Annotated in this window: 23 protein-coding genes, 2 tRNA genes and 1 riboswitch; of the genes, 3 read left to right on the top strand and 22 right to left on the bottom strand. The window is 52.7% G+C overall.

Annotated elements, in window-relative coordinates:
• Window positions 1-25 precede the first annotated feature (25 nt).
• The 7 genes from I9W95_RS01640 to I9W95_RS01610 form a co-directional block, all read right to left on the bottom strand.
• Window positions 26-775: a TIGR04219 family outer membrane beta-barrel protein gene (locus tag I9W95_RS01640; RefSeq protein ID WP_225671140.1), complete on the bottom strand. Its 750-nt coding sequence runs from the start codon at window positions 773-775 to the stop codon at window positions 26-28.
• Window positions 776-955: 180 nt separating this feature from the next.
• Window positions 956-1,669 (bottom strand): phosphoribosylaminoimidazolesuccinocarboxamide synthase, encoded by a 714-nt coding sequence (gene purC / locus I9W95_RS01635; RefSeq protein WP_225671138.1) that lies wholly within the window; start codon window positions 1,667-1,669, stop codon window positions 956-958.
• A 40-nt stretch (window positions 1,670-1,709) separates the two neighbouring features.
• On the bottom strand, window positions 1,710-2,471 hold the full coding sequence (locus I9W95_RS01630; protein ID WP_225671136.1) for an MBL fold metallo-hydrolase: 762 nt from the start codon (window positions 2,469-2,471) through the stop codon (window positions 1,710-1,712).
• Window positions 2,468-3,124 carry an outer membrane protein assembly factor BamC gene (gene bamC, locus I9W95_RS01625; protein WP_225671134.1) on the bottom strand — a complete coding sequence of 219 codons (657 nt, stop codon included), beginning with the start codon at window positions 3,122-3,124 and terminating at the stop codon, window positions 2,468-2,470. The genes I9W95_RS01630 and bamC overlap by 4 nt, the downstream gene beginning before the upstream one ends.
• Complete coding sequence (dapA, locus tag I9W95_RS01620) at window positions 3,124-3,999, bottom strand: 4-hydroxy-tetrahydrodipicolinate synthase (RefSeq protein WP_225671132.1); 876 nt, start codon at window positions 3,997-3,999, stop codon at window positions 3,124-3,126. The genes bamC and dapA overlap by 1 nt, the downstream gene beginning before the upstream one ends.
• 85 nt (window positions 4,000-4,084) lie before the next feature.
• The gene (locus tag I9W95_RS01615) at window positions 4,085-5,155 is read right to left on the bottom strand and encodes an AI-2E family transporter (protein WP_225671130.1); all 1,071 of its coding nucleotides are present in this window, start codon (window positions 5,153-5,155) and stop codon (window positions 4,085-4,087) included.
• Between the two features lie 4 nt (window positions 5,156-5,159).
• Window positions 5,160-5,402 (bottom strand): sulfurtransferase TusA family protein, encoded by a 243-nt coding sequence (locus I9W95_RS01610; RefSeq protein ID WP_225671122.1) that lies wholly within the window; start codon window positions 5,400-5,402, stop codon window positions 5,160-5,162.
• A gap of 128 nt (window positions 5,403-5,530) precedes the next feature.
• Here I9W95_RS01610 and I9W95_RS01605 point away from each other — a divergent pair, with 128 nt between their 5' ends.
• On the top strand, window positions 5,531-6,979 hold the full coding sequence (locus tag I9W95_RS01605; RefSeq protein ID WP_225671120.1) for a beta-barrel assembly-enhancing protease: 1,449 nt from the start codon (window positions 5,531-5,533) through the stop codon (window positions 6,977-6,979).
• Here the strand turns inward: I9W95_RS01605 and nadA are convergent.
• From nadA to I9W95_RS01540, 13 genes are all read right to left on the bottom strand, one after another.
• The gene (gene nadA / locus I9W95_RS01600) at window positions 6,976-8,010 is read right to left on the bottom strand and encodes a quinolinate synthase NadA (protein WP_225671118.1); all 1,035 of its coding nucleotides are present in this window, start codon (window positions 8,008-8,010) and stop codon (window positions 6,976-6,978) included. The two genes, I9W95_RS01605 and nadA, sit on opposite strands and share 4 nt — an antisense overlap.
• 131 nt (window positions 8,011-8,141) lie before the next feature.
• Window positions 8,142-8,217: transfer RNA gene (locus I9W95_RS01595), tRNA-Lys, on the bottom strand.
• Window positions 8,218-8,289: 72 nt separating this feature from the next.
• Window positions 8,290-8,365, bottom strand: a tRNA-Lys gene (locus tag I9W95_RS01590).
• A gap of 190 nt (window positions 8,366-8,555) precedes the next feature.
• Window positions 8,556-9,332 (bottom strand): YbgF trimerization domain-containing protein, encoded by a 777-nt coding sequence (locus I9W95_RS01585; protein ID WP_225671116.1) that lies wholly within the window; start codon window positions 9,330-9,332, stop codon window positions 8,556-8,558.
• Complete coding sequence (pal, locus tag I9W95_RS01580) at window positions 9,332-9,880, bottom strand: peptidoglycan-associated lipoprotein Pal (protein ID WP_225671114.1); 549 nt, start codon at window positions 9,878-9,880, stop codon at window positions 9,332-9,334. The genes I9W95_RS01585 and pal overlap by 1 nt, the downstream gene beginning before the upstream one ends.
• A 27-nt stretch (window positions 9,881-9,907) precedes the next feature.
• Window positions 9,908-11,191, bottom strand: coding sequence for a Tol-Pal system beta propeller repeat protein TolB (tolB, locus tag I9W95_RS01575; RefSeq protein ID WP_225671112.1), 1,284 nt, complete (start codon window positions 11,189-11,191; stop codon window positions 9,908-9,910).
• On the bottom strand, window positions 11,185-11,985 hold the full coding sequence (gene tolA / locus I9W95_RS01570; protein ID WP_225671110.1) for a cell envelope integrity protein TolA: 801 nt from the start codon (window positions 11,983-11,985) through the stop codon (window positions 11,185-11,187). Before tolA ends, tolB begins: the two co-directional genes overlap by 7 nt.
• A gap of 1 nt (window position 11,986) precedes the next feature.
• The gene (gene tolR / locus I9W95_RS01565) at window positions 11,987-12,436 is read right to left on the bottom strand and encodes a protein TolR (protein ID WP_225671108.1); all 450 of its coding nucleotides are present in this window, start codon (window positions 12,434-12,436) and stop codon (window positions 11,987-11,989) included.
• 2 nt (window positions 12,437-12,438) lie between these two features.
• Window positions 12,439-13,158: a protein TolQ gene (gene tolQ, locus I9W95_RS01560; RefSeq protein ID WP_225671106.1), complete on the bottom strand. Its 720-nt coding sequence runs from the start codon at window positions 13,156-13,158 to the stop codon at window positions 12,439-12,441.
• An 18-nt stretch (window positions 13,159-13,176) separates the two neighbouring features.
• Window positions 13,177-13,593, bottom strand: a complete 417-nt coding sequence (gene ybgC, locus I9W95_RS01555) for a tol-pal system-associated acyl-CoA thioesterase (protein ID WP_225671104.1) — start codon at window positions 13,591-13,593, stop codon at window positions 13,177-13,179.
• Between the two features lies 1 nt (window position 13,594).
• On the bottom strand, window positions 13,595-14,620 hold the full coding sequence (gene ruvB / locus I9W95_RS01550) for a Holliday junction branch migration DNA helicase RuvB (protein WP_225671102.1): 1,026 nt from the start codon (window positions 14,618-14,620) through the stop codon (window positions 13,595-13,597).
• A 14-nt stretch (window positions 14,621-14,634) separates the two neighbouring features.
• Entirely contained in the window at window positions 14,635-15,243 is a 609-nt protein-coding gene (ruvA, locus tag I9W95_RS01545; protein ID WP_225671100.1) for a Holliday junction branch migration protein RuvA, read from the bottom strand.
• 112 nt (window positions 15,244-15,355) lie between these two features.
• Complete coding sequence (locus I9W95_RS01540; protein WP_451923593.1) at window positions 15,356-16,003, bottom strand: trimeric intracellular cation channel family protein; 648 nt, start codon at window positions 16,001-16,003, stop codon at window positions 15,356-15,358.
• Between the two features lie 98 nt (window positions 16,004-16,101).
• A riboswitch (glycine riboswitch) is annotated at window positions 16,102-16,191 on the bottom strand.
• 107 nt (window positions 16,192-16,298) lie between these two features.
• On the opposite strand from I9W95_RS01540, the gene I9W95_RS01535 reads away from it, so the two are divergent.
• Entirely contained in the window at window positions 16,299-17,285 is a 987-nt protein-coding gene (locus I9W95_RS01535) for an NAD-dependent epimerase/dehydratase family protein (RefSeq protein WP_225671098.1), read from the top strand.
• 77 nt (window positions 17,286-17,362) lie between these two features.
• On the opposite strand, the gene fadA is transcribed toward I9W95_RS01535, so the two are convergent.
• Entirely contained in the window at window positions 17,363-18,538 is a 1,176-nt protein-coding gene (fadA, locus tag I9W95_RS01530; RefSeq protein WP_225671096.1) for an acetyl-CoA C-acyltransferase FadA, read from the bottom strand.
• 24 nt (window positions 18,539-18,562) lie between these two features.
• Window positions 18,563-20,710 (bottom strand): fatty acid oxidation complex subunit alpha FadB, encoded by a 2,148-nt coding sequence (fadB, locus tag I9W95_RS01525; protein WP_225671088.1) that lies wholly within the window; start codon window positions 20,708-20,710, stop codon window positions 18,563-18,565.
• A gap of 443 nt (window positions 20,711-21,153) precedes the next feature.
• Between fadB and I9W95_RS01520 the strand changes: the two genes are divergently transcribed.
• Window positions 21,154-21,942: a hypothetical protein gene (locus tag I9W95_RS01520; protein ID WP_225671080.1), complete on the top strand. Its 789-nt coding sequence runs from the start codon at window positions 21,154-21,156 to the stop codon at window positions 21,940-21,942.
• The last annotated feature ends 102 nt before the right edge of the window (window positions 21,943-22,044 follow it).

Below are 22,044 nucleotides of genomic sequence, written 5' to 3'. Positions count from 1 at the left end.
ACGCCGCTTTTTTTATGTCTGATAATCAGAAGCCGAAGGCCAGTGACGCACCAAAGTAGGCGCCAGACAGATCCACATCAGCGGCGATGTCGACATCATCTTTATCAGTCTGAAGAGACATCTTACGATAGCCAGCCTCAAGGCCAATATCCACTACTGGTACCGGCAGATCATAGCCCAGACCATAGCTGATATCGGACATTTTATTGTCACCGTAACCGACATAGTTCATGTCGATATGACCGTAGATACCGAACGGCGTATCAATCTGAACTTCGCCATAAGCCATTGGCAGAACGAAATCGAGATCAACACTTTCGGTGCCTGCAGTTGCTCCAGTCACTTCCGCCATGCCATCAAACTGGCGTGCAGTCAGACCGAAGTTAACATCCACGAATGGCACCGGCAGAGGCAGACCCCAGTACAGCGTCAGGTCGGTGTGCGACAGATCCATGGTGCTGGTTACGTCTTCGTTAAAAGTCTGATCAGCAAAGCTCGCTGACAGGCTACCATCACCTTCCAGCTCAAGAGATGTTTGCTTGATTTTTACATTAGGCAGAACCGGTACCAGGTGTTCGAAATACACAGACAGCTGCTGACCATTTTCAGAGTCGATGTTCAGACCATCTTTCTCTACCGATACATCGTCGTCCAGCTGGCCGGTTGGCTCAACATTCCAGATGCTGGCCTTTGCACCGACAGTGAAAACCAGATCAGCCTGAGCAGCCATTGGCAGCATTGCCAGTAACGCTGTCGCCATTACGGTCTTTTTCATTGGATCATCCCGTTCAGTTTATTGTTCGTTGCCACTGTCCATCAGCGGCTTAACCTTAGTTTGCCCAGAAATGGCGGCAATGCCAATTCTTTCCCCTCAAAATCCCTGACAGTGGCCCGCAAATGACGACGCAGGTCACACAGCAGACACAAAAAAGCCACCCGAAGGTGGCTCTCATAATCAGTCGAACTGAATACCAATGCGGCTGCCGACTTCTTCGTAGGCCTCCACAACACCGCCCAATCCCTGACGGAAGCGGTCTTTATCCAGTTTTTCGCGGGTTTCTTTATCCCACAGACGACAGCCGTCCGGCGAGAACTCGTCGCCCAGTACGACTTCACCCTTAAACAGACCGAACTCCAGCTTGTAGTCCACCAGCAGCATGCCACCGTCAGCGAACAACTTCTGCAGCACAGCGTTAACCTGGAAGGTCAGTTCCTTCATGCGCGCCAGATGCTGCTCTTCAGCCCAGCCGAATGAACGAGCGTGGTATTCATTAACCATAGGGTCACCCAGCGCATCATTCTTCAGGAACAGTTCGAACGTTGGTGGGTTCAGCTCAATGCCTTCTTCCACACCCAGACGACGACACAGGCTGCCAGCTGCGATGTTACGCACAACACACTCCAGCGGAATCATGTTCAGGCACTTAACCAGTGACTCATTGTCAGACAGCGCACGTTCGAAATGCGTAGGAATACCTGCTTCAGCCAGCTTGGTCATGATAAAAGCGTTGAACTTGTTGTTCACCATGCCTTTGCGATCAAGCTGCTCTACTTTCTTGCCGTCGAAAGCGGAAGTGTCGTTACGGAACTCCAGCACCATGTAATCGGCGTCATCGGTGGTATAGACCGATTTCGCTTTGCCTGAGTAAAGTAATTCACGCTTTTCCATGAAGATCTCCGGGATCAGATTTATATAACAAACATTCGATTCAGAGCTGGCACCAGTCGGATACGGCATCCTGTTCCAGCAAGCGGACGTCAGACGGGGCACACCCCAACACGCCGCACAACGCCTCCCCTACCAGGGTGCGCGCATTATTCTTTTCGCTGATGTGGCCAGCGGTGACATGCTGCAGGCCATCCCACATCAGTCTCTCCAGCAGCTGAGCACACTGCTGATTACTTAAATGACCAAAATTGCCAGCTACCCGCGCCTGTAATGACGGCGGGTACGGTCCGCTACGCAACATCTGCGGGTCATGGTTCGCTTCTACCTGAAGACCATGACAGCCTTCATAGGCGCTCAGGATGTGCGGCGTCAGCGACCCGAGGTCAGACAGCACTCCGAGCCTGCGCTGTTGCGCATTTTCAATCACAAACTGCAACGGCTCTTCGGCATCATGGGGCACCACAACCGGTAAAACCCCCATCGCCCCGACGGTCATGACCTCGTCTGAGCGAATGCAGCGCCACAGCGGATGCTCCAGCCACTCCATCTTCCGCGCCGTACCAAACGATGCATAAAACGGAATATTCAGCCCTTCACACAGCGCCACGACACCCTTTGCATGATCGCCATGCTCGTGGGTGACAAAAACACCGTCCAGCTGACGCGGATCAGTACCAGAAGCCTGCAGCCGGGTAAGCACATTGCGCTTACTGAAGCCGCAGTCGATCAGTACAGCTCTTTCATTCTCAACGACCAGTGTCGCATTGCCACGACTGCCGCTTCCCAGGGACGCGTATCTCACTGCTCCAGCTTGGACTTAATCTGTTTCAGCACATCCAGTGTCAGCGATTCATCCGCCAGCGTATCGGCGTCGGTTAACAACGACAGATACACGCCATTGCGGGCACGGTTCATTTTCAGCAGATAAGTTTCGCTGATGATTTCATCACTTCCCCACAGCGAAGCCCACCAGCCCCGCTCCTCTGCCGGCACAACCGTCTGCATTTCCAGATAATAGGTACCGGTGCTGCGGTTGAGGTCAGATAAGCGCAGGTCACTGGCTGCGATAGCCTCAGTCACCGCAGCCCAGTTGCTGGCATAACTGCCGTCCAAGCGCAGAATCGCTGAACCAGCACCATCTTTATCCATGCGGGCATTAATCGCGCCGCTGCTGTACTCATTGAGGGAGGTAACGGCATCTGCGTCGTTATCCTCAATATAAGGCGCGGGACGAGGCACTTCAAAACTGCCCGGACGTTGCTGCTGTTGAGCCAGCGTCGGAATCGGGTAGGCATCCTGTACCGCCAGCTCAGTACCGGCAGGCACCCTGGTCAGCGGCTGTTCTTCGGCTTGCAAATAGGCCATTGCCTGATCGTCCGGCAACAGGCTGCAAGCTGCGCTGACAGCGGCCAAAGCCCCCACCAGCAGCGTACGTAGGGTCGCAGACAGCGTCATCAGATCAGATCCAGATTGGCCAGAGCGAGCTCAACTTTCGGATAGTAACGCTCATCCAGCTCAACCAGTGGCAGGCGAATACCGCGGTCCATCAGGCCCATGCGCTTCATCGCCCATTTCACCGGAATCGGGTTCGCTTCAACGAACATCGCGTTGTGCAGCTGCATCAGACGTTCGTTCAGCGCTTTAGCTTCGGCCGCCTTACCATCCAACGCCAGCATGCACAGTTCATGCATCAGTGCTGGAGCCACGTTGGCAGTAACCGAGATATTGCCCTTACCGCCCAGCAGAATCAGTTCGTATGCCGTTTCGTCGTCGCCTGAGTAAACGGCCATGCGGTCACCGACCAGTTCGATCAGCTTACGCGCACGATCGAGATCACCGGTCGCTTCTTTCACACCAATGATCTGTTCGATATCGGCCAGCGCAGCCACGGTTTCCGGCAGCATGTCGCATGCCGTACGGCCTGGTACGTTGTAAAGAATCTGTGGAATATCTACCGCCGCAGCAATGGCTTCATGATGCTTGATCAGGCCGCGCTGTGGTGGCTTGTTGTAATAAGGCGTTACCAGCAGACAGGCATCTGCACCCAGGTTTTTTGCTTCCTGAGTCAGCTCAATCGCTTCTGATGTTGAGTTTGCACCGGTACCAGCGATGATCGGACGACGACCCGCCGTTACACGGACGACGCGGCCGATAACTTCACAATGCTCTTCGGTGCTGAGCGTCGCAGATTCACCCGTGGTGCCTACTGCAACGATGGCGTCAGTACCCTGTTTGATGTGAAACTCCACCAACTGGTCCAGACGTTCCCAATCCACCTGACCATCAGCGTGCATAGGGGTTACCAAAGCCACAATACTGCCGGTAATCATCAAGCTCTACTCCCAAGAATTTCGCCCACGCAGGGCAAAGAAAAATAAAGGCGCAAGTCTACTGATGCGGGCCTTTGGTGACAAGTCAGACGCTGTCACCATCGGCTGCCATACTGTTAGGCCAGGCCTGTAAAATAGCTTTCAGCAGGGTCGCCAGCGGAATCGCAAAAAACACCCCCCAGAAGCCCCACAATCCACCAAACACCAGTACCGCCACAATGATTGCAACCGGGTGCAGATTAACCACCTCGGAGAACAACAGGGGCACCAGCACATTGCCATCCAGTGCCTGGATAATACCGTAGACAACCATTAGCCAGATAAAATCCTCAGTCCATCCCCATTGCACGTAACCTACCAGCGCAATCGGCACGGTAATGACCGCCGCACCTATGTACGGCACCAGCACCGACAGGCCCACGCCAATCGCCAGCAGAGCTGCATAGTTGATACCCAGAATCAGGAAAGCTACATAGCTGACACCGCCAACCACAACGATTTCAATGACTTTGCCACGGATGTAGTTAGCAATCTGAATGTCCATTTCGCCCCAGATACGGCTCAGTAACTGGCGCTTCTGCGGCAGGAAGGAAGCACACCAGCCGAGTATCTTGTCCGCATCCTTCAATAAAAAGAACACCAGAATAGGTACCAGTACGCAGTAGATAAGCACGCTCATCAGTCCGGTGATGCCGGAAATCGAGAAACTCACGGCAAACTGACTCATAGACGCCAGTTCGTCACCGATCTGCTTAGTCCAGGTTTTCACCTGTTCATCAGTGACAAGGTCCGGATACTGTTCCGGCAGCATCAGTAACAAGCCTTGCCCCTTGGTTGCCATTTTTGGCAATTCATAGAAAAACTGGGTCAGCTGCTGCCAGGTGGCCGGCAGGATAATAAACAGCAGCAACAGTAAAACGCCGATGAAAATCAGGAATACCAGAACCGTCGCGCCAATATGGCCCATGCCACGCGCTTTAACGTAGTTCATTGTCCCCTGCAGCAGGTAAGCCATAACCACCGCGGTCAGAAAAGGAGCGAGTACTTTTCCCAGAGTAATAATGACCAGCAATGCGGCGCCAATCAGCAGCAACAGCAGTAAAGCTTCTTCATCAGAAAAATATCGGTCGATCCAGCGACGCAGAACACTCAGCATGCTCTCAGGCTCCCTTTTTAATCCAGAAATCGTAATGCCCCTGATCATCAGCAGCAGCGATCAGTTCATTACTTGTCATATCAACGTACTTACGAATATCACGCCACGAACCGCCATCAGTTGCACGTACCCAGAGTACTTCGCCGGTCGCCAGAGTCTTCAGCGCGAGCTTGGTTTTCAGCAGAGGCATAGGACACGAAAGCCCGGATGCATCCAGAAACTGATGGTGGGGAACTGTATTAGACACGATGCCTGCCTTTTGCCAAACTGGGCTCTTAGTATAACGTGACTCAGGCTGTGAAGCGCCTGCCACACATGGATTGAACTCACAGCGTCTGGCCAGTCTAACGACAGGTCATGTACAGGATCCGCAGCGTGAACCGCCTCAGCCATTTTTTTACCGTTGCTTTACTGGCCTTTAGTTTCCCGGCCAATGCCAACACAGATTTGCCAGCATTAGGCGATAGCGCCTCCGGCTACGTTTCACTCCAACAGGAACACCAGCTGGGTCGCACATGGCTCCGCCAGCTTCGCGCCCAGGCGCCAACGATTGATACTCCGCTGATGACCAGTTATCTGGAAAACCTGGTCTATCGCCTCATCCCACACAGCGATGTAAAACAGAGCGAGCTTGAGTTTGTTATCGTCGACAGTGGCGACCTGAACGCCTTTGCCGTACCAGGCGGTATTATTGGTATCAATTACGGCCTGATGCTGCACGCTCGTGATGAAGACGAGTTATCGGCGGTACTGGCCCACGAACTGGCCCACCTCAGCCAACGCCATTTTGCCCGACAAATTGAACAGGCGCAGAAACAGGAACCAGTAGCCCTGGCAACCCTGCTCGCCAGCATCCTTCTGATCGCCACCAACAACCCTGATGCCGGTTTTGCTGGCCTGATGACCACTCAGGCCGCCGGTATCCAGAACCAGCTGGCCTACAGCCGGGAATGGGAACGTGAAGCTGACCGCCTGGGGATGCAGACATTGGTGACTGCGGGGTTTGATCCCGGTGCCATGCCAAGCATGTTCGAACAGATGCTTAAGGCCAACCGCTTCGGTGGCAATCCGCCCGAGTTCCTGCTGACACACCCACTGACTGAATCTCGTATCGCCGATGCTGCTGACCGTGCACAGCAATACCCTGCCAAACCAAGGCTCACTGGCTTCGAATTCAGCATTCTGAAAAACACTGCAATCAGCCGCTATCAGCTTACCAGCGCCAACCGCGAACAGTATTTTCAGGAACGTCTTGATAAGGCTACAACCAACAGTGAAGCCGCTGCGACATCGGCTTACAGTCTGGCAGAAATCGCAATCGAAAAAGACCAGTGGTCCCAGGCCTCGGCGTTGCTCGCCCGGATTGCCGAACCCTGGGCCAGCCATGCTGCCGTGATCGACCTCGGGAGCCGAATAGATCAGCACAACGGCGACAACAACAAAGCTTTGCAAAGGATCAGTGATGCCCTGGCGTATCAGCCTTCCAGTCTGTTACTGCGTACGCGAAAAGCCGAACTGCTGGCACTGAACAAGCGCTTTCCGGAAGCGATCTCAGTACTGAAAAATCTGACCAGCGAACGAAAAACCGATCCGCTGCTATGGCAGCAACTTGGGCGTATTGCCGCCGCTGGCGGCCAGCCATTAATCGCCTACCGCGCCAATGGTGAGTATCTGTTTTTCAGTGGTCGGCACGCACAGGCTCTGAGGCAGATGGACCTGGCGCTGGAAGCAGCCAGAAAAGCGAAGGATTTTCAGCAGGAGTCGCTGATAAGACAACGGCTGGAGACCATGGCCTCCAGCCCGCGGGATCTTAATTTTAACTAGACTTTATTGAACGTCAGCATACGCTGCAGACTGATCACCGCCTGCTGACGCAGGCTTTCTTCAATCAGAACTTCCTGATCACCATTTTTCAGCACGTCGCGAATATTTTTCAATCCGTTCATACCCATCCACGGACAATGCGCACAGCTTCGGCAGGTCGCACCGTTACCGGCCGTTGGCGCTTCAATAAGGGTTTTACCAGGCGCAGCCTGCTGCATTTTGTAGAAAATCGCCTTATCGGTGGCCACAATAAAGGTGTCGTTCGGCAAGGTCTGAGCAGCCTTAATCAGCTGACTGGTTGAACCCACGGCATCTGCCAGCTTCACCACCGATTCAGGTGATTCAGGATGAACCAGAACAGCAGCATCCGGATGAACTTTCTTCAGATCCTCCAGCGCTTTGGCTTTGAATTCATCATGCACGATACAGGCACTATCCCACAGAATCATATCAGCACCGGTTTCGCGCTCGATATAACTGCCAAGGTGCTTATCGGGAGCCCAGATCAGCTTCTCACCATTCGCTTTCAGATGATTAACCACATCGAGGGCGATACTGGAAGTCACAACCCAGTCAGCACGTGCTTTGACCGCTGCAGACGTGTTGGCATACACCACCACAGTGCGATCCGGATGCTGGTCACAGAAGGCTGAAAACTCATCAACAGGGCAGCCGATATCCAGAGAGCAGGTGGCCTCAAGGGTCGGCATCAGAATACGCTTTTCCGGACTCAGAATTTTGGCCGTTTCACCCATAAAACGGACACCAGCAACGATCAGCGTACTGGCTTTATGATCGTGACCAAAACGAGCCATTTCCAGCGAGTCAGCGACACAGCCACCAGTAGCTTCAGCCAGCGCCTGAATAGCCGGATCGGTGTAATAGTGAGCAACGAGAACAGCATCTTCCTGTTTCAGCAATTCACGGATTTCTTCCGTAATGGCTGCGGACTCAGCCGGATCGAGGGATTCCTGGGGACTCGCCCAATAGTCGCGGATAATTTCCTGAGCGCTGTTAACCGTTTCGTTCATATCTTTCTCTGACCCGATGTCATGTTGTCGCGATAATATCACAGACAGGAAACTCGGAATTCAGCGGGTTATACAGTTCCTGTCCGGAAACAAAAAAGGGAGGAAGCTTTCGCCTCCTCCCCTTCGGAATATGGTGGGTCGTGCAGGATTCGAACCTGCGACCAATTGGTTAAAAGCCAACTGCTCTACCAGCTGAGCTAACGACCCTAAGTGCTGGCTATGTTACCGAAGTTTTTGAAAAAGTCAAGCTTTTCAGTAACTTACACTTCGCTGAAAAGTTGGTGGGTCGTGCAGGATTCGAACCTGCGACCAATTGGTTAAAAGCCAACTGCTCTACCAGCTGAGCTAACGACCCCCGGCGAAGTGGCGCATATATTACTGATATTTCAGGACGAGGCAACCCTTTTTTCAAAAAAAGTTTCACTTTCAGTCACTTAGCGCATTTCAACAGCCGCCAGCGCCCGCCATTACTGGGTTCACTCATTTTCCTGCAGGGCCACCGCAAAACAAACGGCCATAAAAAAACCGGCGAATGCCGGCTTCTTTCAGTGCGAATCGAGGTAGTTCTTAGCTAACCTGACGGCGGTATCCGCCTTGCCGGTAAACTGATCCACAACCTTTTTCATCCACACTCTGGCATCGGCAGTCTTACCCTGTTTATCCAGGGTATAACCTACCTTATAGGTAGCATCGGGAACCTTCTGATGATCAGCATGGTTATCCACCACCTGACGGAAGCTGGCTAACGCTTTTTCCAGCTCACCCTGCAAAAGATAGATCTCACCACTCCAGTAGAGCGCATTTACCGCCAGTGGTTCTTGCGGATACTGCTTCGCCATAGCCAGATACGCCTCATTGGCTTCCTGGTACTTTTTCTCGTACATCAGTTTCTGTGCCTGCTTATAAGCATCAGCAGCTGACATTACCGGAGCGACATTGGCACCAGCAGCAACGGTATTCGGTACCGGAGCGGCATTCATCATGGCTGACAATCGACGGTCGAGATCCAGATAGCGATCCTGCTGCTCCTGCTTCATACGCGAGATCTGATGATTCTGAGCTTCAACCTGATCACGCAGCATGGCAATCTCCTGCTGCATCTGCTCCATCTGCAGATACAATTCAGAAACCAGACCAGATGAGGCCCCAGCAGAGGATACTGTACGGGCTGACGGTGCAATGACCGCCTGAGAAGAGGTATCTACGGAGGCGGAAGGTACAGCCGGCGCTACGGCTTTCGCAGCGCCAACCGAAACCCAACCATCATCCGCAAAGGCACTGGCAGCAGTCGCTGCCAGCACAGTGAGGACGAGCGCTTTCATTAACGGCTCTGGTATTTCACTTCTACGCGACGGTTCTTAGCGTAGGAAGCTTCAGTGCTGCCCATAACCGCTGGACGCTCTTCACCGAAGCTAACAACGCTCAGCTGACCAGCTTGCGCGCCGTTCGCCATCAGGAAACGACGTACAGACATGGCACGACGCTCGCCCAGAGCCAGGTTGTATTCAACAGTACCGCGCTCATCAGCGTGGCCTTCCAGAACCACTTTGGCAGAACCGTTAGCAGCCAGGTAAGCAGCGTGTGCCATCAGAGCAGCTTTGCTTTCGCTCTGAATGGTGCTCTGGTCGAAATCAAAGTAGAAAACAGTCTGCTCCAGCAGTGCTGCTTCCGCTTCTGCTGCTTCCGCCTGCAGAGCTTCACCAGAAACTGCAGCAGCGTTAACTGCGTTAGTTTCAGCTTGCTGTTCAGTGGCCGTCATAGCGTCGGTGGAACCTGCACCTTCGCTTACGTCGCCCTTGCTTGCACAAGCAGAAATCAACATGGCACCGAAGGCCAGACCCAAGGTTTTGTACAGTGCAGTAGTTTGCATATCGTCTTCCATCCGAAGTGAATTGAATTATTTCAGTAGCGGTGACCAGGCGGGTTCCCTGACATCACCATATCTCGATGGCAGGCGGAACTTAACTTCCCCATCCACCGACACCGCTGCCAGGATACTGCGGTCAGCTTCCCGTGCAGCATAAATTACCATACTTCCGTTAGGCGCAACACTGGGCGACTCGTCCAATTCGGTCTCACTGGTAAGAATGTGTACCAAGCCACTTTCCAGGTCATGAGAAGCAATGTGGAAGCGATCAGAATTGCGGTGCACATAGACCAGTTTGCGCCCATCGGCGGTCATCCGCGCTCTGGCATTATAATCGCCTTCGTAAGTCACACGTGTTACGGCTTTGGTATTTGTGTCCAGTTTGTAGACCTGAGGTCCACCGGCCCGACTTGAAGTAAAGTAAATAGACCGGCCATCTGCAGACCACTGTGGCTCTGTATCGATGCCGTAGTGGGTTGTCATACGCTGAACCTGGCGACTGGCCAGATCCATTACATAAATATCCGGGTTACCAAGCTTCGACAACACAAATGCCAGATGAGTTCCGTCTGGCGAGAAGGCTGGTGCACTGTTGGAGCCATCAAACGATACAACTTTCTCGCGCTTACCGGTGGCCAGTTCCTGGAAAAAGATCTCACTGCGACCGTTCTCAAAGGATACGTAGGCTACCTTTTTGGCATCCGGCGACCAGGCTGGCGAAATAATCGGCTGGCGCGATGTGAAAATTAATTGCTCCCGCGCGCCGTCTGCATCGGCATAGTTCAGGTTGAACTTGGTACGCTCACGATTAGTTGTAACGTAGATCAGTTTGGTCGAGAAGACACCCGGTACTCCGGTCAGCTTCTTAAAAATATAATCAGAGATGTAATGCGCCAGATCACGTAACTGTCCACCACTGCCTTTTACCCGGTGGCGCATAATTTCAATCTGCTGGTGCACATCGAGCACGTGAAACTCAACGGCGTAACCCTGTGGCAGTAATTCAACCCGGCCAATTACCACAAAATCCTGGCGCAAGCGCGACCAGTCACTGTAGATCACGTCTTTCAACTCGTGTGGTTGCGTAATCATATTCGCGGCTGGCAAGGTACGAAAATAGCCACTGGAGGCCAGGTCGTTGGTGATAATGCCGCTGATATCTTCCGGCAAAGGCTGACTTCCCAGCCATTGAAACGGAACAACCGCCACCGGAATAGCACTCTGCTTACCCTGGGTCACTTCAATTACCAATTCGGCCTGCGCGATGCTGGCCATCAGCCAGCAGCAGAGCATCATCAGGCTACGCTTTACCACGTTGCATTCTCCGGTCTGAATTTCATTGTTAGGTTGCGGAACGATTTTTCAAACACCCGCGGATCTTTTGGCACGGGCAACGGCGACGCTTTAAAAATCGCCTGCTCTACTGAACGATCCAGAGCAGCATTGCCGCTGCTACGGATAATTTTCACATTGATTACCTGCCCGGTTGGCACCAGTGTGATACTCACCTCAGTTTCCTGCTCAGGACGGACAGCCGGTGGATAGCGCCACACCGACTCAATACGACTGCGGATATCGGAAACAGATCCCGAGGTGATTTCGGCCACCTTCTCCGCCCACGCCTCAGCCTCTGCCTGCGCTCGTGCTTCTGCTTCTGCCTGTTCTTTAGCTAATTGTTCGAGCAGCTGTGTTTCCTGCTGCGCACGTTCTTTGGCCTGACGATCCTTTTCGGCTTTATCCCTGGCAGCTTTCTCACTCGCTTTCTTTTCAGCCAGCGCTTTTTCCTTCAGGGCTTTTTCCTGTTCTCGTTTTTTCTGAGCAGCGAGTTTCTGTGCCTTTTCTTTCTCCTGGCGCTTTTTTTCCGCCAGCTTTTTCTTGCGTTCAGCCGCCTGCTCTTTTTTGCGTTGCTCGCGCAGGGCTTTTTCCCGACGCTCTTTTACCGCCTGATTTTCTGACTGCACTACACTGGCAACAACGTGTTGCGGCACAGGCTCCGGCACACGATGCTCAGTCGGCCACTGCACAATAAACAGACCCGCGACCAGCACATGCAGCAGCAAAGAGACCACAACAGGAAACGAATAACGTCCGGGATCAAGCCAGCTCATATCAGCGGCCAGCCTCCGGATCGGGTGCTTCGGTAATCAGGCCAACGTCATTAATACCCACAGCCTGTAAACCGCCCATTAACGCTACAACTTTACCGTATGGGACATTTTCATCACCACGAATCATGACCCGGGTGTCAGGCACCGTTGCCTTAATTTTTTCTGAATAGCTGGTAATTTCTTTCAGCGTCATCGCCGTTGGCTGGCCTTCATCACGCTCGATAAAGTAAATGCCACGTTCGTTCACTGAAATGATAATGGTGCTGTCATCCGGCTCGATCTCCGTCGGAGTGGCATCCACATCCGGCAGATTAACGGGCACGCTCTGCACCAGCATCGGGGCTGTAACCATAAAAATGATCAGCAGCACCAGCATCACATCGATATAGGGAACAACGTTAATTTCGGCCATCGGCCGACGTTTGGCTCCCGGCGCCTGCATTGGCTCCATACTCAGCTCTCCGCGCTTTTACGGGCAGCTTCGGCTTTAGCAGCCTGATGGATTTTATGTGCCTGACGATACAGCAGTGATGAAAACTCATCGGCAAAGGTATGCATTGCTGTCACCTGCTGATCAACCCGGCTGGCAAAACGGTTATAGAAAATAACTGCCGGAATAGCCGCCAGCAGACCCATTGCCGTAGCCACCAGAGCTTCAGAAATACCCGGTGCAACCGTGGCAATGGTGGCCTGCTTAACACTGGCCAGTCCCTGAAACGAGTGCATGATGCCCCATACCGTACCGAACAAACCAACATAGGGACTGGTTGAGCCAACCGTCGCCAGGAATGGCAAATGAGTATCCAGTAGCTCCGATTCACGGGTGATTGCTACGCGCATAGCGCGCTGCACACCAGCCATCACCGCATCAGGGTCATTGGTGTTTTGCTGACGCATTTTCCCGAACTCTTTCAGGCCAGCCATGAATACGTTTTCAACGGCGCTCGGCAGCGGATTCTGCTGACACTCGCGGTACAGGTCATTGAGATCCACGCCTGACCAGAAACGTTCTTCAAACTCCAGCGTCTGCGCACGACTGGCGGATAATAAACGCGTACGCTGAACAATAACCACCCAGCTGATCACGGACGCAGCAACCAGCATAAGCATGACCAGCTGCACCACAATACTGGCATTGGCGATCAGGGAAATAATCGATACAGATTCGTTCACATGCACTCCTGTGAATCTTTACTCTTCAGTGTTAGCTGCAGCCAGCGTGGCGTTTACAGCGTCAAATAGTTGCGGCGGAATTGATCTGGGCTTACCCGCCGTGTCAGTGCAGGCAATGGTTACCTGCGCATCAGTCAGTACGTCACTACCGCGCAGCAGTTGCTGACTGATGATCATGCTGGCTTTACGCAGCCTTTGGATGCTGACGGTCGCCATTAGTTCATCGTCAAGCCTGGCCGGCTGGCGATAGCGAATATTCACTTCAGTCACCACGAACAGAATATCGCTCTGCCGCAGTGTCTCCTGGTCATACCCAAAGCCACGCAGCCACTCGCTGCGGGCGCGCTCCATAAAGCGCAGGTAATTCGCGTAAAATACGATGCCGCCAGCGTCCGTATCCTCGATATAAACACGCAGTGGCCAGCGAAACGGCATATTACCCGGCATCCTGATTAAAACGCGTGGGCAAATCCAGTCCAAAATGCAGATAGGCAAGTTTGGTGGCCATTCGGCCACGCGGCGTACGGGTTATATAGCCCTGCTGCATCAGATAAGGTTCAAGAACGTCTTCAATGGTATCCCGTTCTTCGCCGATAGAAGCCGCCAGACTGTCGACACCGACCGGACCACCATCGTATTTTTCCAGCAGGGTAAGCAACAGACGACGGTCCATATGATCAAAGCCCTGCGCATCCACGTTAAGCATATTCAACGCGGCATCCGCACAATCCTGACTGACCGTACCGTCCCCTTTAACCTGCGCATAATCACGTACGCGACGCAGCAGTCGATTGGCAATACGCGGCGTGCCCCGGGCCCGGCGTGCAATTTCTGTGGCGCCCTTATCCTCGATCGGCAACTCCATCAAACGACCAGAGCGGGCGACGATATGTGATAAATCGGCAATATTGTAAAATTCGAGACGCTGCACAATGCCGAAACGATCACGCAACGGAGAGGTCAGCAACCCTGCTCGGGTGGTGGCTCCGACCAGGGTGAATGGTGGCAGATCTATTTTAATGGAGCGTGCAGCAGGACCTTCGCCCACCATAATATCCAGCTGATAGTCTTCCATGGCGGGATACAGCACTTCCTCAACCGCAGGGTTAAGACGATGAATCTCGTCAATAAAAAGAACATCGCCCTCTTCGAGATTGGTCAGCAACGCCGCCAGATCACCAGCCTTTTCAAGCACAGGGCCAGACGTTGACTTAATTTTCACACCCATTTCTTCAGCGATAATATTCGCCAGAGTGGTCTTGCCCAGCCCCGGCGGGCCGAATACCAGTGTGTGATCCAGTGCTTCACCGCGGGCTTTCGCCGCACCAATAAAGATTTCCATCTGTTCGCGGACGTGGGGCTGACCAATATATTCGGCCAGCGATTTAGGTCGGATAGCACGATCCAGCTGCTCTTCACCGCGTACCGGTTCTGCCGTAACAAAGCGATCAGTTTCAATCATGGATTATCAGCCAGTTATTGCCCGAGCGTACTTTTCAGTGCAAGGCGGATCAGATCTTCCGAACTGTCTGCCTCAGCGGCGACCTTGTTCAGCATTTTGGCGGCATCCTGCGGCTTATAACCCAGTGCTATCAGCGCACTCTCAGCTTCCAGCAGCATATTGTCCTGAACGGCACGGTCAGCCTGATCGGCGGCGGCCCACAAAGGTGCTGGCGCCTGCCACTCTTTCAGGCGGTCGCGCATTTCCACAATCAGACGCTCCGCCGTTTTTTTACCGACACCAGGCAGTTTGGTCAGGGCGCTGACATCTTCGTTGTGTACACACAACGCAAAAGCATTTACATCCATTCCCGACAGAATCGCCAGCGCCAGTTTCGGGCCAACGCCACTAACCTTAATAAGCGTACGGAACAGCGTGCGCTGCGCCTTATCACTGAATCCATACAGCTGATGAGCATCTTCGCGAATGGCCAGGTGCGTATAGAGCGTGGCCTGAGAACCGGCCTTACCGAGCATAGCGAAAGTGGAGATCGGGGCCTGAATTTCATAGCCCACACCGTTAACATCCAGCAGCAACTCGGGCGCTTGTTTCTCAACAATCACGCCCTGTAAACGACCAATCATAGTAGGTAGGAAAGCCTGTCATTAAAGCCTGTTAGCCTACCAGCATGCTCAACCATGCTCAATCAAGGACTGTAAAAATAACCAGTCCCTGACCCTAGCCGTGAATACACCTTCAGCTTTGCCAGCGTTCCGGGCTGTAATAAAACACTGGCAGAGAAAGCTTCCAGCGAATCGCAGCCAGACGTAAAGCAAGTCCGGAACTGAATGCTGCCAGCAGCGTCAGGTCATGACTTACATTGAAATGCACCAGTATCAGATACAGTGCCGCCACCAGTATCGACACACTGGCATACAACTCTTTCTGCAGCACCTGAGGCGTCTGGTTACACAGAATATCGCGCAGAATGCCGCCGAAAATACCGGTAATAACCCCAGACATAACCACCACAGGCAGTCCGTAATCCAACTCCAGCGCAACATTACAACCAATAATGGTGAAGGCAATCAGCCCCAGTGCGTCCAGTACCAGAAATACCTGTTGCAGATGGTGCATATAGCGCGCCAGCAGAACCGTCAGCAAGCCGGCCAGCATGGTCAGATAGATATAGGGAGGATGTTGCGTCCAGTTCACCGGGAAGTTCCCCAACAACACATCACGCACGGTGCCACCGCCAAGTGCGGTAATAAATGCAATCAGAACAACACCGAACATATCCATCTGGCGTCTGCCTGCAGACAGCGCTCCGGACATAGCTTCAGCGGTAATAGCGATGATATAGACAGTCGTAAGCACACAGAACTCCCGTGAAATCTGTGCCACTCCCCCTGTCCTCTGTACCTGAGAGTTTGGTCAGACTGAACTTACAGCTGACTTGCTCCTTCGGTGGGTGCCTGAGCACCGCTCTCCAGATGGCGATCTTTGACTTCGCAGTCCGTTTGCCTGAGCGTTTATGGGAGTTTGCGCCTTCGGCGGGCAACTCGTGGCTGCCTCTCTCCTGCGAATGCCTGCATTGTAGACATTGTCATGCCCGGATGCCACCAACATGGCGGCAGTGCGGCGAATTCATTAGCCGATATTAATGGTACGATAGAACCAAATAATATCAGGACACAACATGAATCGGGTTCTTATAACAGGTATCAGCGGGCTGATTGGCCACCATCTGATGCAACGCCTGGCGCAGGATTCAGAGTACCGTATCACCGGTCAGTATCATTCCGCCCGCGATCTGTCTGACTATGAGCGCCTGGGCATCACAATGCGCCAGGCTGATCTGTGTAAGCAGATCAGTCTCAACGACCTGTGCCAGGGCTGTGACACCGTGGTACACAGTGCGGCCCGGGTAATTGACCACGGCAGCCGCGAGCTTTTTTACCAGACACACGTTGAAGCGACCCGCTGGCTGCTGGAAGACGCTGCCAGGCATGGCGTCAGCCATTTCATTTACATCAGCTCATTCGGTCCGGCGACATACCTGAACCGTAAACACGGTTTACCGGATGAGACCATTCCCCTGCGAAAATCCGGAATTCACTACGACGATGCCAAAATTGAAGCGGAAAAACTGGTTCGCCACTTTTGCCGTCAGAATGCCATGGATTTCACCATCGTACGTCCGGCAGCCGTAATTGGTCCTGGCAGCGTGTGGGTTAACGAACCCTTACGCCGGGCCCGCTCACGCGCTGGCTTAACCCTGATCAGTCATGGCCAACTGGATGCCTGCCTGCTGAGCGCCGACAATCTTGCCGACGGCTTAAAGCGCATCCTGGAAAAACCTGTGGCGCGCAATCAGACATACTTTTTCTACGACGAATACGGAGTCAGCTGGCAACAGTATTTCAGTGATTTGCTGGCCCTTGAAGGACTTGCGCCCGCTGGCAGCCTGCCCCGTCCCATTGCACTGTTGCTGGCACAGCTTTGCGAATCCTTGTTTCCACTGTTCGGACGCAAGCCTCCGATCAGCGTTAAAGGCGTTATTGCGACCAGCAGTGAACGCAGAGTAGACGTCAGCAAAGCCAGAGAGGAGCTGGGCTGGCAGAGCGCAGTCAGCTACGCCGAGACGATGGCAAAAATCGCTACCAGCCTGAAACGACAGGCATAAAAAAACCGGCCGGAGCCGGTTTTTTTCAGCTGGCGGCATTATCAAAGAATGCCGCTCGCAGAGTCAGTAAGTCAGACTTACATGCGCTCCCAAACGGTAGCGATACCCTGACCCAGACCGATACACATAGTGCTCACACCGTACTTACCACCGTTCTGTTCCAGAACGTTGATCAGAGTGGTGGAGATACGAGCACCGGAACAACCCAGAGGATGACCCAGAGCGATTGCACCACCGTGGATGTTGATGCGATCTTCAGCGATGTCGTTCAGCTTCAGGTCTTTAACACATGGCAGAGACTGTGCTGCGAACGCTTCGTTCAGTTCCCAGTAGTCAATGTCAGTAGTTTCCAGACCAGCGCGCTTCAGTGCTTTCTTAGTCGCAGGAACCGGACCGTAGCCCATGATCGCAGCGTCAACACCAGCAACAGCCATAGACACGATACGTGCACGTGGCTTCAGACCCAGTTCCTGAGCTTTTTCGTAGCTCATCAGCAGCATAGCCGCAGCACCGTCAGTGATCTGAGAAGAAGTACCCGCAGTTACAGTACCGCTCTTAGGATCGAACGCAGGACGCAGGTTGCCCAGGCTCTCAGCAGTGGTTTCAGGACGGATAGTTTCGTCCTGAGTTACCAGGATTTCTTTGCCATCTGCATCGTGGCCGTACATAGGAACGATTTCGTTCTTGAACTTGCCTTCAACAGTCGCTTTGTGAGCCAGACGGTGAGAGCGAGCAGCGAATTCGTCCTGCTGCTGACGGCTGATGCCGTGCATTTTACCCAGCATTTCTGCAGTCAGACCCATCATGTTGGATGCTTTTGCAGAGTACTTGGAAGAGCTTGGGTTGTGGTCGAAACCGTGCTGCATGTTCACGTGGCCCATGTGCTCAACACCACCAACAACGAATACATCGCCGTTGCCAGTCATGATTGCCTGAGCAGCAGTGTGAATAGCAGACATCGCAGAACCACACAGACGGTTAACTGTCAGAGCGCCAGCTTCTTTAGGCACAACAGTCATCAGACCGATCTGACGAGCAACGTTGAAGCCCTGTTCCAGAGTCTGGTTTACACAGCCCCAGATGATGTCTTCAACCAGAGCAGGGTTAACGCCCGGGTTACGCTCGAACAGAGCGTTGATCAGGTTCGCAGAAATGGTTTCTGCACGTACGTTGCGGAATACGCCACCTTTGGAACGACCCATAGGTGAGCGCACTGCATCAACAACAACAACGTCTTTTGGATTGTAAGACATGGTTTAAATCTCCTAGTGCGCTTATTAACCGAAGTAGCTTTCGCCGTTCGCAGCCATTTCACGCATGCGATCGGTTGGTTTGTACAGGTTGCCCAGGTCAGCGTACTTGTCGCACAGAGCAACAAACTCAGCCATACCCACAGTGTCCATGTAACGACATGCGCCGCCACGGAATGGAGGGAAACCAATACCAAAGATCAGACCCATATCAGCTTCTGCCGGAGTATCAACGATACCCTCTTCCAGACAGCGGGCGATCTCAATGCACATCGGAATCATGCAGCGTGCGATGATTTCTTCAGCGTCGAAGTCTTTAGCTTCAGCAACAACCGGCTTGATCAGTTCATAGGTAGTCTGATCAACAACTTTCTTCGGCTTGCCTTTCTTGTCGGTTTCGTAAACGTAGAAACCTTTACCGTTCTTCTGGCCATAACGCTCGTTTTCGAACATTACTTCCATAGAGGTTTTGAAGTCAGCCTTCATACGATCCGGGAAGCCTTCAGCCATTACTTCGTTGGCGTGAACACCGGTATCGATACCAACAACGTCCAGCAGGTATGCAGGACCCATTGGGAAACCGAATTTCTCCATTACCTTGTCAACTTTCTGGAAGTCAGCGCCGTCGCGAACCAGACCAGCGAAGCCGGCGAAGTAAGGGAACAGAACACGGTTAACCAGGAAGCCTGGGCAGTCGTTTACAACGATTGGGGTTTTACCCATTTTCTTCGCGTAAGCAACAACGGTAGCAACCGCTTCTTCAGAAGTTTTCTTACCACGGATAACTTCTACCAGAGGCATCATGTGTACTGGGTTGAAGAAGTGCATGCCCAGGAAGTTTTCCGGACGCTTCAGGTCTTCAGCCAGCAGATCGATAGAGATGGTAGAAGTGTTAGAAGTGATGATTGCGTCTTCGCGAACTTTGTCTTCCAGTTCAGCCAGAACCATCTTCTTAACTTTTGGATTCTCAACAACCGCTTCAACGATAGTATCAACGTCGCCGAATTCAGCGTAAGACAGAGTCGGACGAATACGGTTCAGGGTTTCACCCATCGCCAGAGGCTTCATCTTCTTACGTTCAACGCGCTTGGACAGCAGCTTGTTAGCTTCGTTCAGACCCAGTTCGATACCGGCTTCTGCGATATCTTTCATCATGATTGGGGTGCCTTTCAGTGCAGACTGATAAGCGATACCGCCACCCATGATACCTGCGCCCAGTACAGCAGCCTTGTTGGTAGGCTTAGCTGTCTTGTCGAACTCTTTTGCTTTTTTCTTCAGCAGCTGGTCGTTCAGGAACAGACCGATCAGTGCCTGAGACTCAGTGGTCTTAGCCAGAGTCGCGAAACCTTTTGCTTCAGCTTCCAGAGCTTTGTCACGACCAGCGTTGGCCGCTTTCTGCATGGTTTTGATTGCCATGATAGGCGCTGGGTAGTGACCTTTGGTCTGGCCAGCAACAAAACCTTTAGCAGTTTCGAATACCATCATCTGTTCCATGGCATTCAGTTTCAGCTTGGAAGTCTTCTCTTCGCGACGTGCCTGCCAGTTGATTTCGCCGGCAATCGCAGACTTCAGCATAGCGATAGACTGATCACGCAGCTTGTCAGCAGCAACGACTGCATCAACAGCGCCGTCTTTCAGAGCTTTAGCTGGCTTGTTTTCCGCACCCATGCAGATCCATTCGATGGCGTTGTCTGCACCGATAACGCGTGGCAGACGTACAGTACCGCCGAAACCTGGCATCAGGCCCAGTTTCACTTCAGGCAGACCGACTTTGGCTGCTTCAGACATTACACGCAGGTCAGAAGCCAGACACATTTCGAAACCACCACCCAGAGCGATGCCATTAATAGCAGTCAGAGTAGGAACGGTCAGGTCTTCGAATGCATTAAACACAACGTTGGCTTCGCCAACCCATGCTGCAATTTCTTCTTCGCTGTTCTTGAATGCGTCACCGAATTCGGTGATGTCTGCGCCGACGATGAAAACGTCTTTGCCAGAAGTAACCAGAACGCCTTTAACGTCAGCGTTGCCTTTAATAGCTGCAACAGCTGCGCTCAGGTCTTCCAGAGTAACGCGGTTAAACTTGTTTACAGAGTCGCCCTGCAGATCGAATTTCAGTTCGGCGATGCCGTCTTCGATCATGTTTACCGTGATGGCTTTACCTTCGTAAATCATCAACTGATCTCCACATGGTGGTTAGCTTGTTGGCTGGCCAGCGAACCGGACAGCATTACGCTTGTTGGTGAAACAACCCTCGCAATCTGTTCATAAAACGAACAATTCATACGAGCGTTTGAATCTGAGAGGCACACATTCGTAGAAAGCGCACTGAAAGTCAATAGACTGGTGGGAAATGACACTATTCCCCCGGCGCAGTGTTAGTGTGCCAGGACACTTGCAAGCCCCGAGGCACGGCTCCTTCAGAGGATTTGAGACGCAGGGCTGAATCCGGCAGCAAGTATGATCCTTTCCACTGAAATGTCTCAGCCACACGCCTGCTTTTTTGTAACAGTTTGTAATACCCTATAGGGTAAATCAGGCCGATCTCATACACTCTGGCGGAAATACTGCCATTCCCTGATGGCAGATAACTACAAAAACAAGAAGAAGAATCAATCATGCGAGCAGTCATCCAAACAGTACGTCTGGCGCTTCTGGCTCTTATCAGTCAGGCCGCTCTGGCCACCCCTCAACAGCTCATGACCGACCTGCAGCACATGCGCCTCGCGGCCACCAATGCGGTCACCAACTTCTATATGTTTTCCGGTCTCGATGCCGACAGCAAATACGAGCGTCGTATCGAACAGAGCATGGGAAAGTTTGAAGAGTCCCTTGGCAGTGCACGCCAACTGGCACCCCTGAACGGCCTCGGTGAACAGGTAGGTGCTATAGAAGCAGACTGGAACCGCCTCAGCGAGCTGATGAATATCAACCGTAATGACATGCTGACCCAGGGTTTTCCGAATGTACGTCTGGTAGACGAAATGGGCCGCAAGAGCGCAGAGATCGTTGCCAAAGTAACCGGTGCTTATGAGCTGATTCAGGAGTCCAGCGGCATACGTCCCAGCGCAGTGGTAGAAAAAGCCCGCGACCTCGCGCTGTTAATGGAAGAAATTACCTCTCAATATGCTGCCCGCGGTACCACCAACCTCGGTCAGGTATTTATGGGCAACTACAAACGTACACTGACAGAGATGGCGGAAGACTTTCAGAAAGAACTGGATTCCCTCGACGCCATGGTCAAAGCGCCGCAAAACGATGCTCTGATGGGCAGCGTAAAGAGCAAGTGGCGTTTTATGGAAGAGCGCATTAAAAACTACAACGAAAATACGGTGCCGTTTCTGGTGGTCAGCTACAACGACCGCATCATCGAACACCTTGAAGAACTGGAAAACCGTTTTCAGTAAATAAAAAAGCCCGCTGACGCGCACTAGTGTCCCACAGTTTTAAAGATATCGGTTTTCTATAAACGACTTTTAAATCCGCAATGCCTGCTGCCTCCCAGGGGA

Source organism: Thalassolituus marinus, from assembly GCF_020320395.1.
GTDB lineage: Bacteria > Pseudomonadota > Gammaproteobacteria > Pseudomonadales > Oceanobacteraceae > Venatoribacter > Venatoribacter marinus.
This window is presented reverse-complemented; position numbering and strand designations above follow the sequence as displayed.

Coding starts and splice junctions, on each gene's coding strand:
- I9W95_RS01640 (WP_225671140.1), bottom strand. CDS start 775: ATGAAAAAGACCGTAATGGCGACAGCGTTACTGGCAATGCTGCCAATG.
- purC (WP_225671138.1), bottom strand. CDS start 1,669: ATGGAAAAGCGTGAATTACTTTACTCAGGCAAAGCGAAATCGGTCTAT.
- bamC (WP_225671134.1), bottom strand. CDS start 3,124: ATGACGCTGTCTGCGACCCTACGTACGCTGCTGGTGGGGGCTTTGGCC.
- dapA (WP_225671132.1), bottom strand. CDS start 3,999: ATGATTACCGGCAGTATTGTGGCTTTGGTAACCCCTATGCACGCTGAT.
- I9W95_RS01615 (WP_225671130.1), bottom strand. CDS start 5,155: ATGCTGAGTGTTCTGCGTCGCTGGATCGACCGATATTTTTCTGATGAA.
- nadA (WP_225671118.1), bottom strand. CDS start 8,010: ATGAACGAAACGGTTAACAGCGCTCAGGAAATTATCCGCGACTATTGG.
- I9W95_RS01585 (WP_225671116.1), bottom strand. CDS start 9,332: ATGAAAGCGCTCGTCCTCACTGTGCTGGCAGCGACTGCTGCCAGTGCC.
- pal (WP_225671114.1), bottom strand. CDS start 9,880: ATGCAAACTACTGCACTGTACAAAACCTTGGGTCTGGCCTTCGGTGCC.
- tolA (WP_225671110.1), bottom strand. CDS start 11,985: ATGAGCTGGCTTGATCCCGGACGTTATTCGTTTCCTGTTGTGGTCTCT.
- tolR (WP_225671108.1), bottom strand. CDS start 12,436: ATGGAGCCAATGCAGGCGCCGGGAGCCAAACGTCGGCCGATGGCCGAA.
- ybgC (WP_225671104.1), bottom strand. CDS start 13,593: ATGCCGTTTCGCTGGCCACTGCGTGTTTATATCGAGGATACGGACGCT.
- ruvB (WP_225671102.1), bottom strand. CDS start 14,620: ATGATTGAAACTGATCGCTTTGTTACGGCAGAACCGGTACGCGGTGAA.
- ruvA (WP_225671100.1), bottom strand. CDS start 15,243: ATGATTGGTCGTTTACAGGGCGTGATTGTTGAGAAACAAGCGCCCGAG.
- I9W95_RS01535 (WP_225671098.1), top strand. CDS start 16,299: ATGAATCGGGTTCTTATAACAGGTATCAGCGGGCTGATTGGCCACCAT.
- fadA (WP_225671096.1), bottom strand. CDS start 18,538: ATGTCTTACAATCCAAAAGACGTTGTTGTTGTTGATGCAGTGCGCTCA.
- fadB (WP_225671088.1), bottom strand. CDS start 20,710: ATGATTTACGAAGGTAAAGCCATCACGGTAAACATGATCGAAGACGGC.
- I9W95_RS01520 (WP_225671080.1), top strand. CDS start 21,154: ATGCGAGCAGTCATCCAAACAGTACGTCTGGCGCTTCTGGCTCTTATC.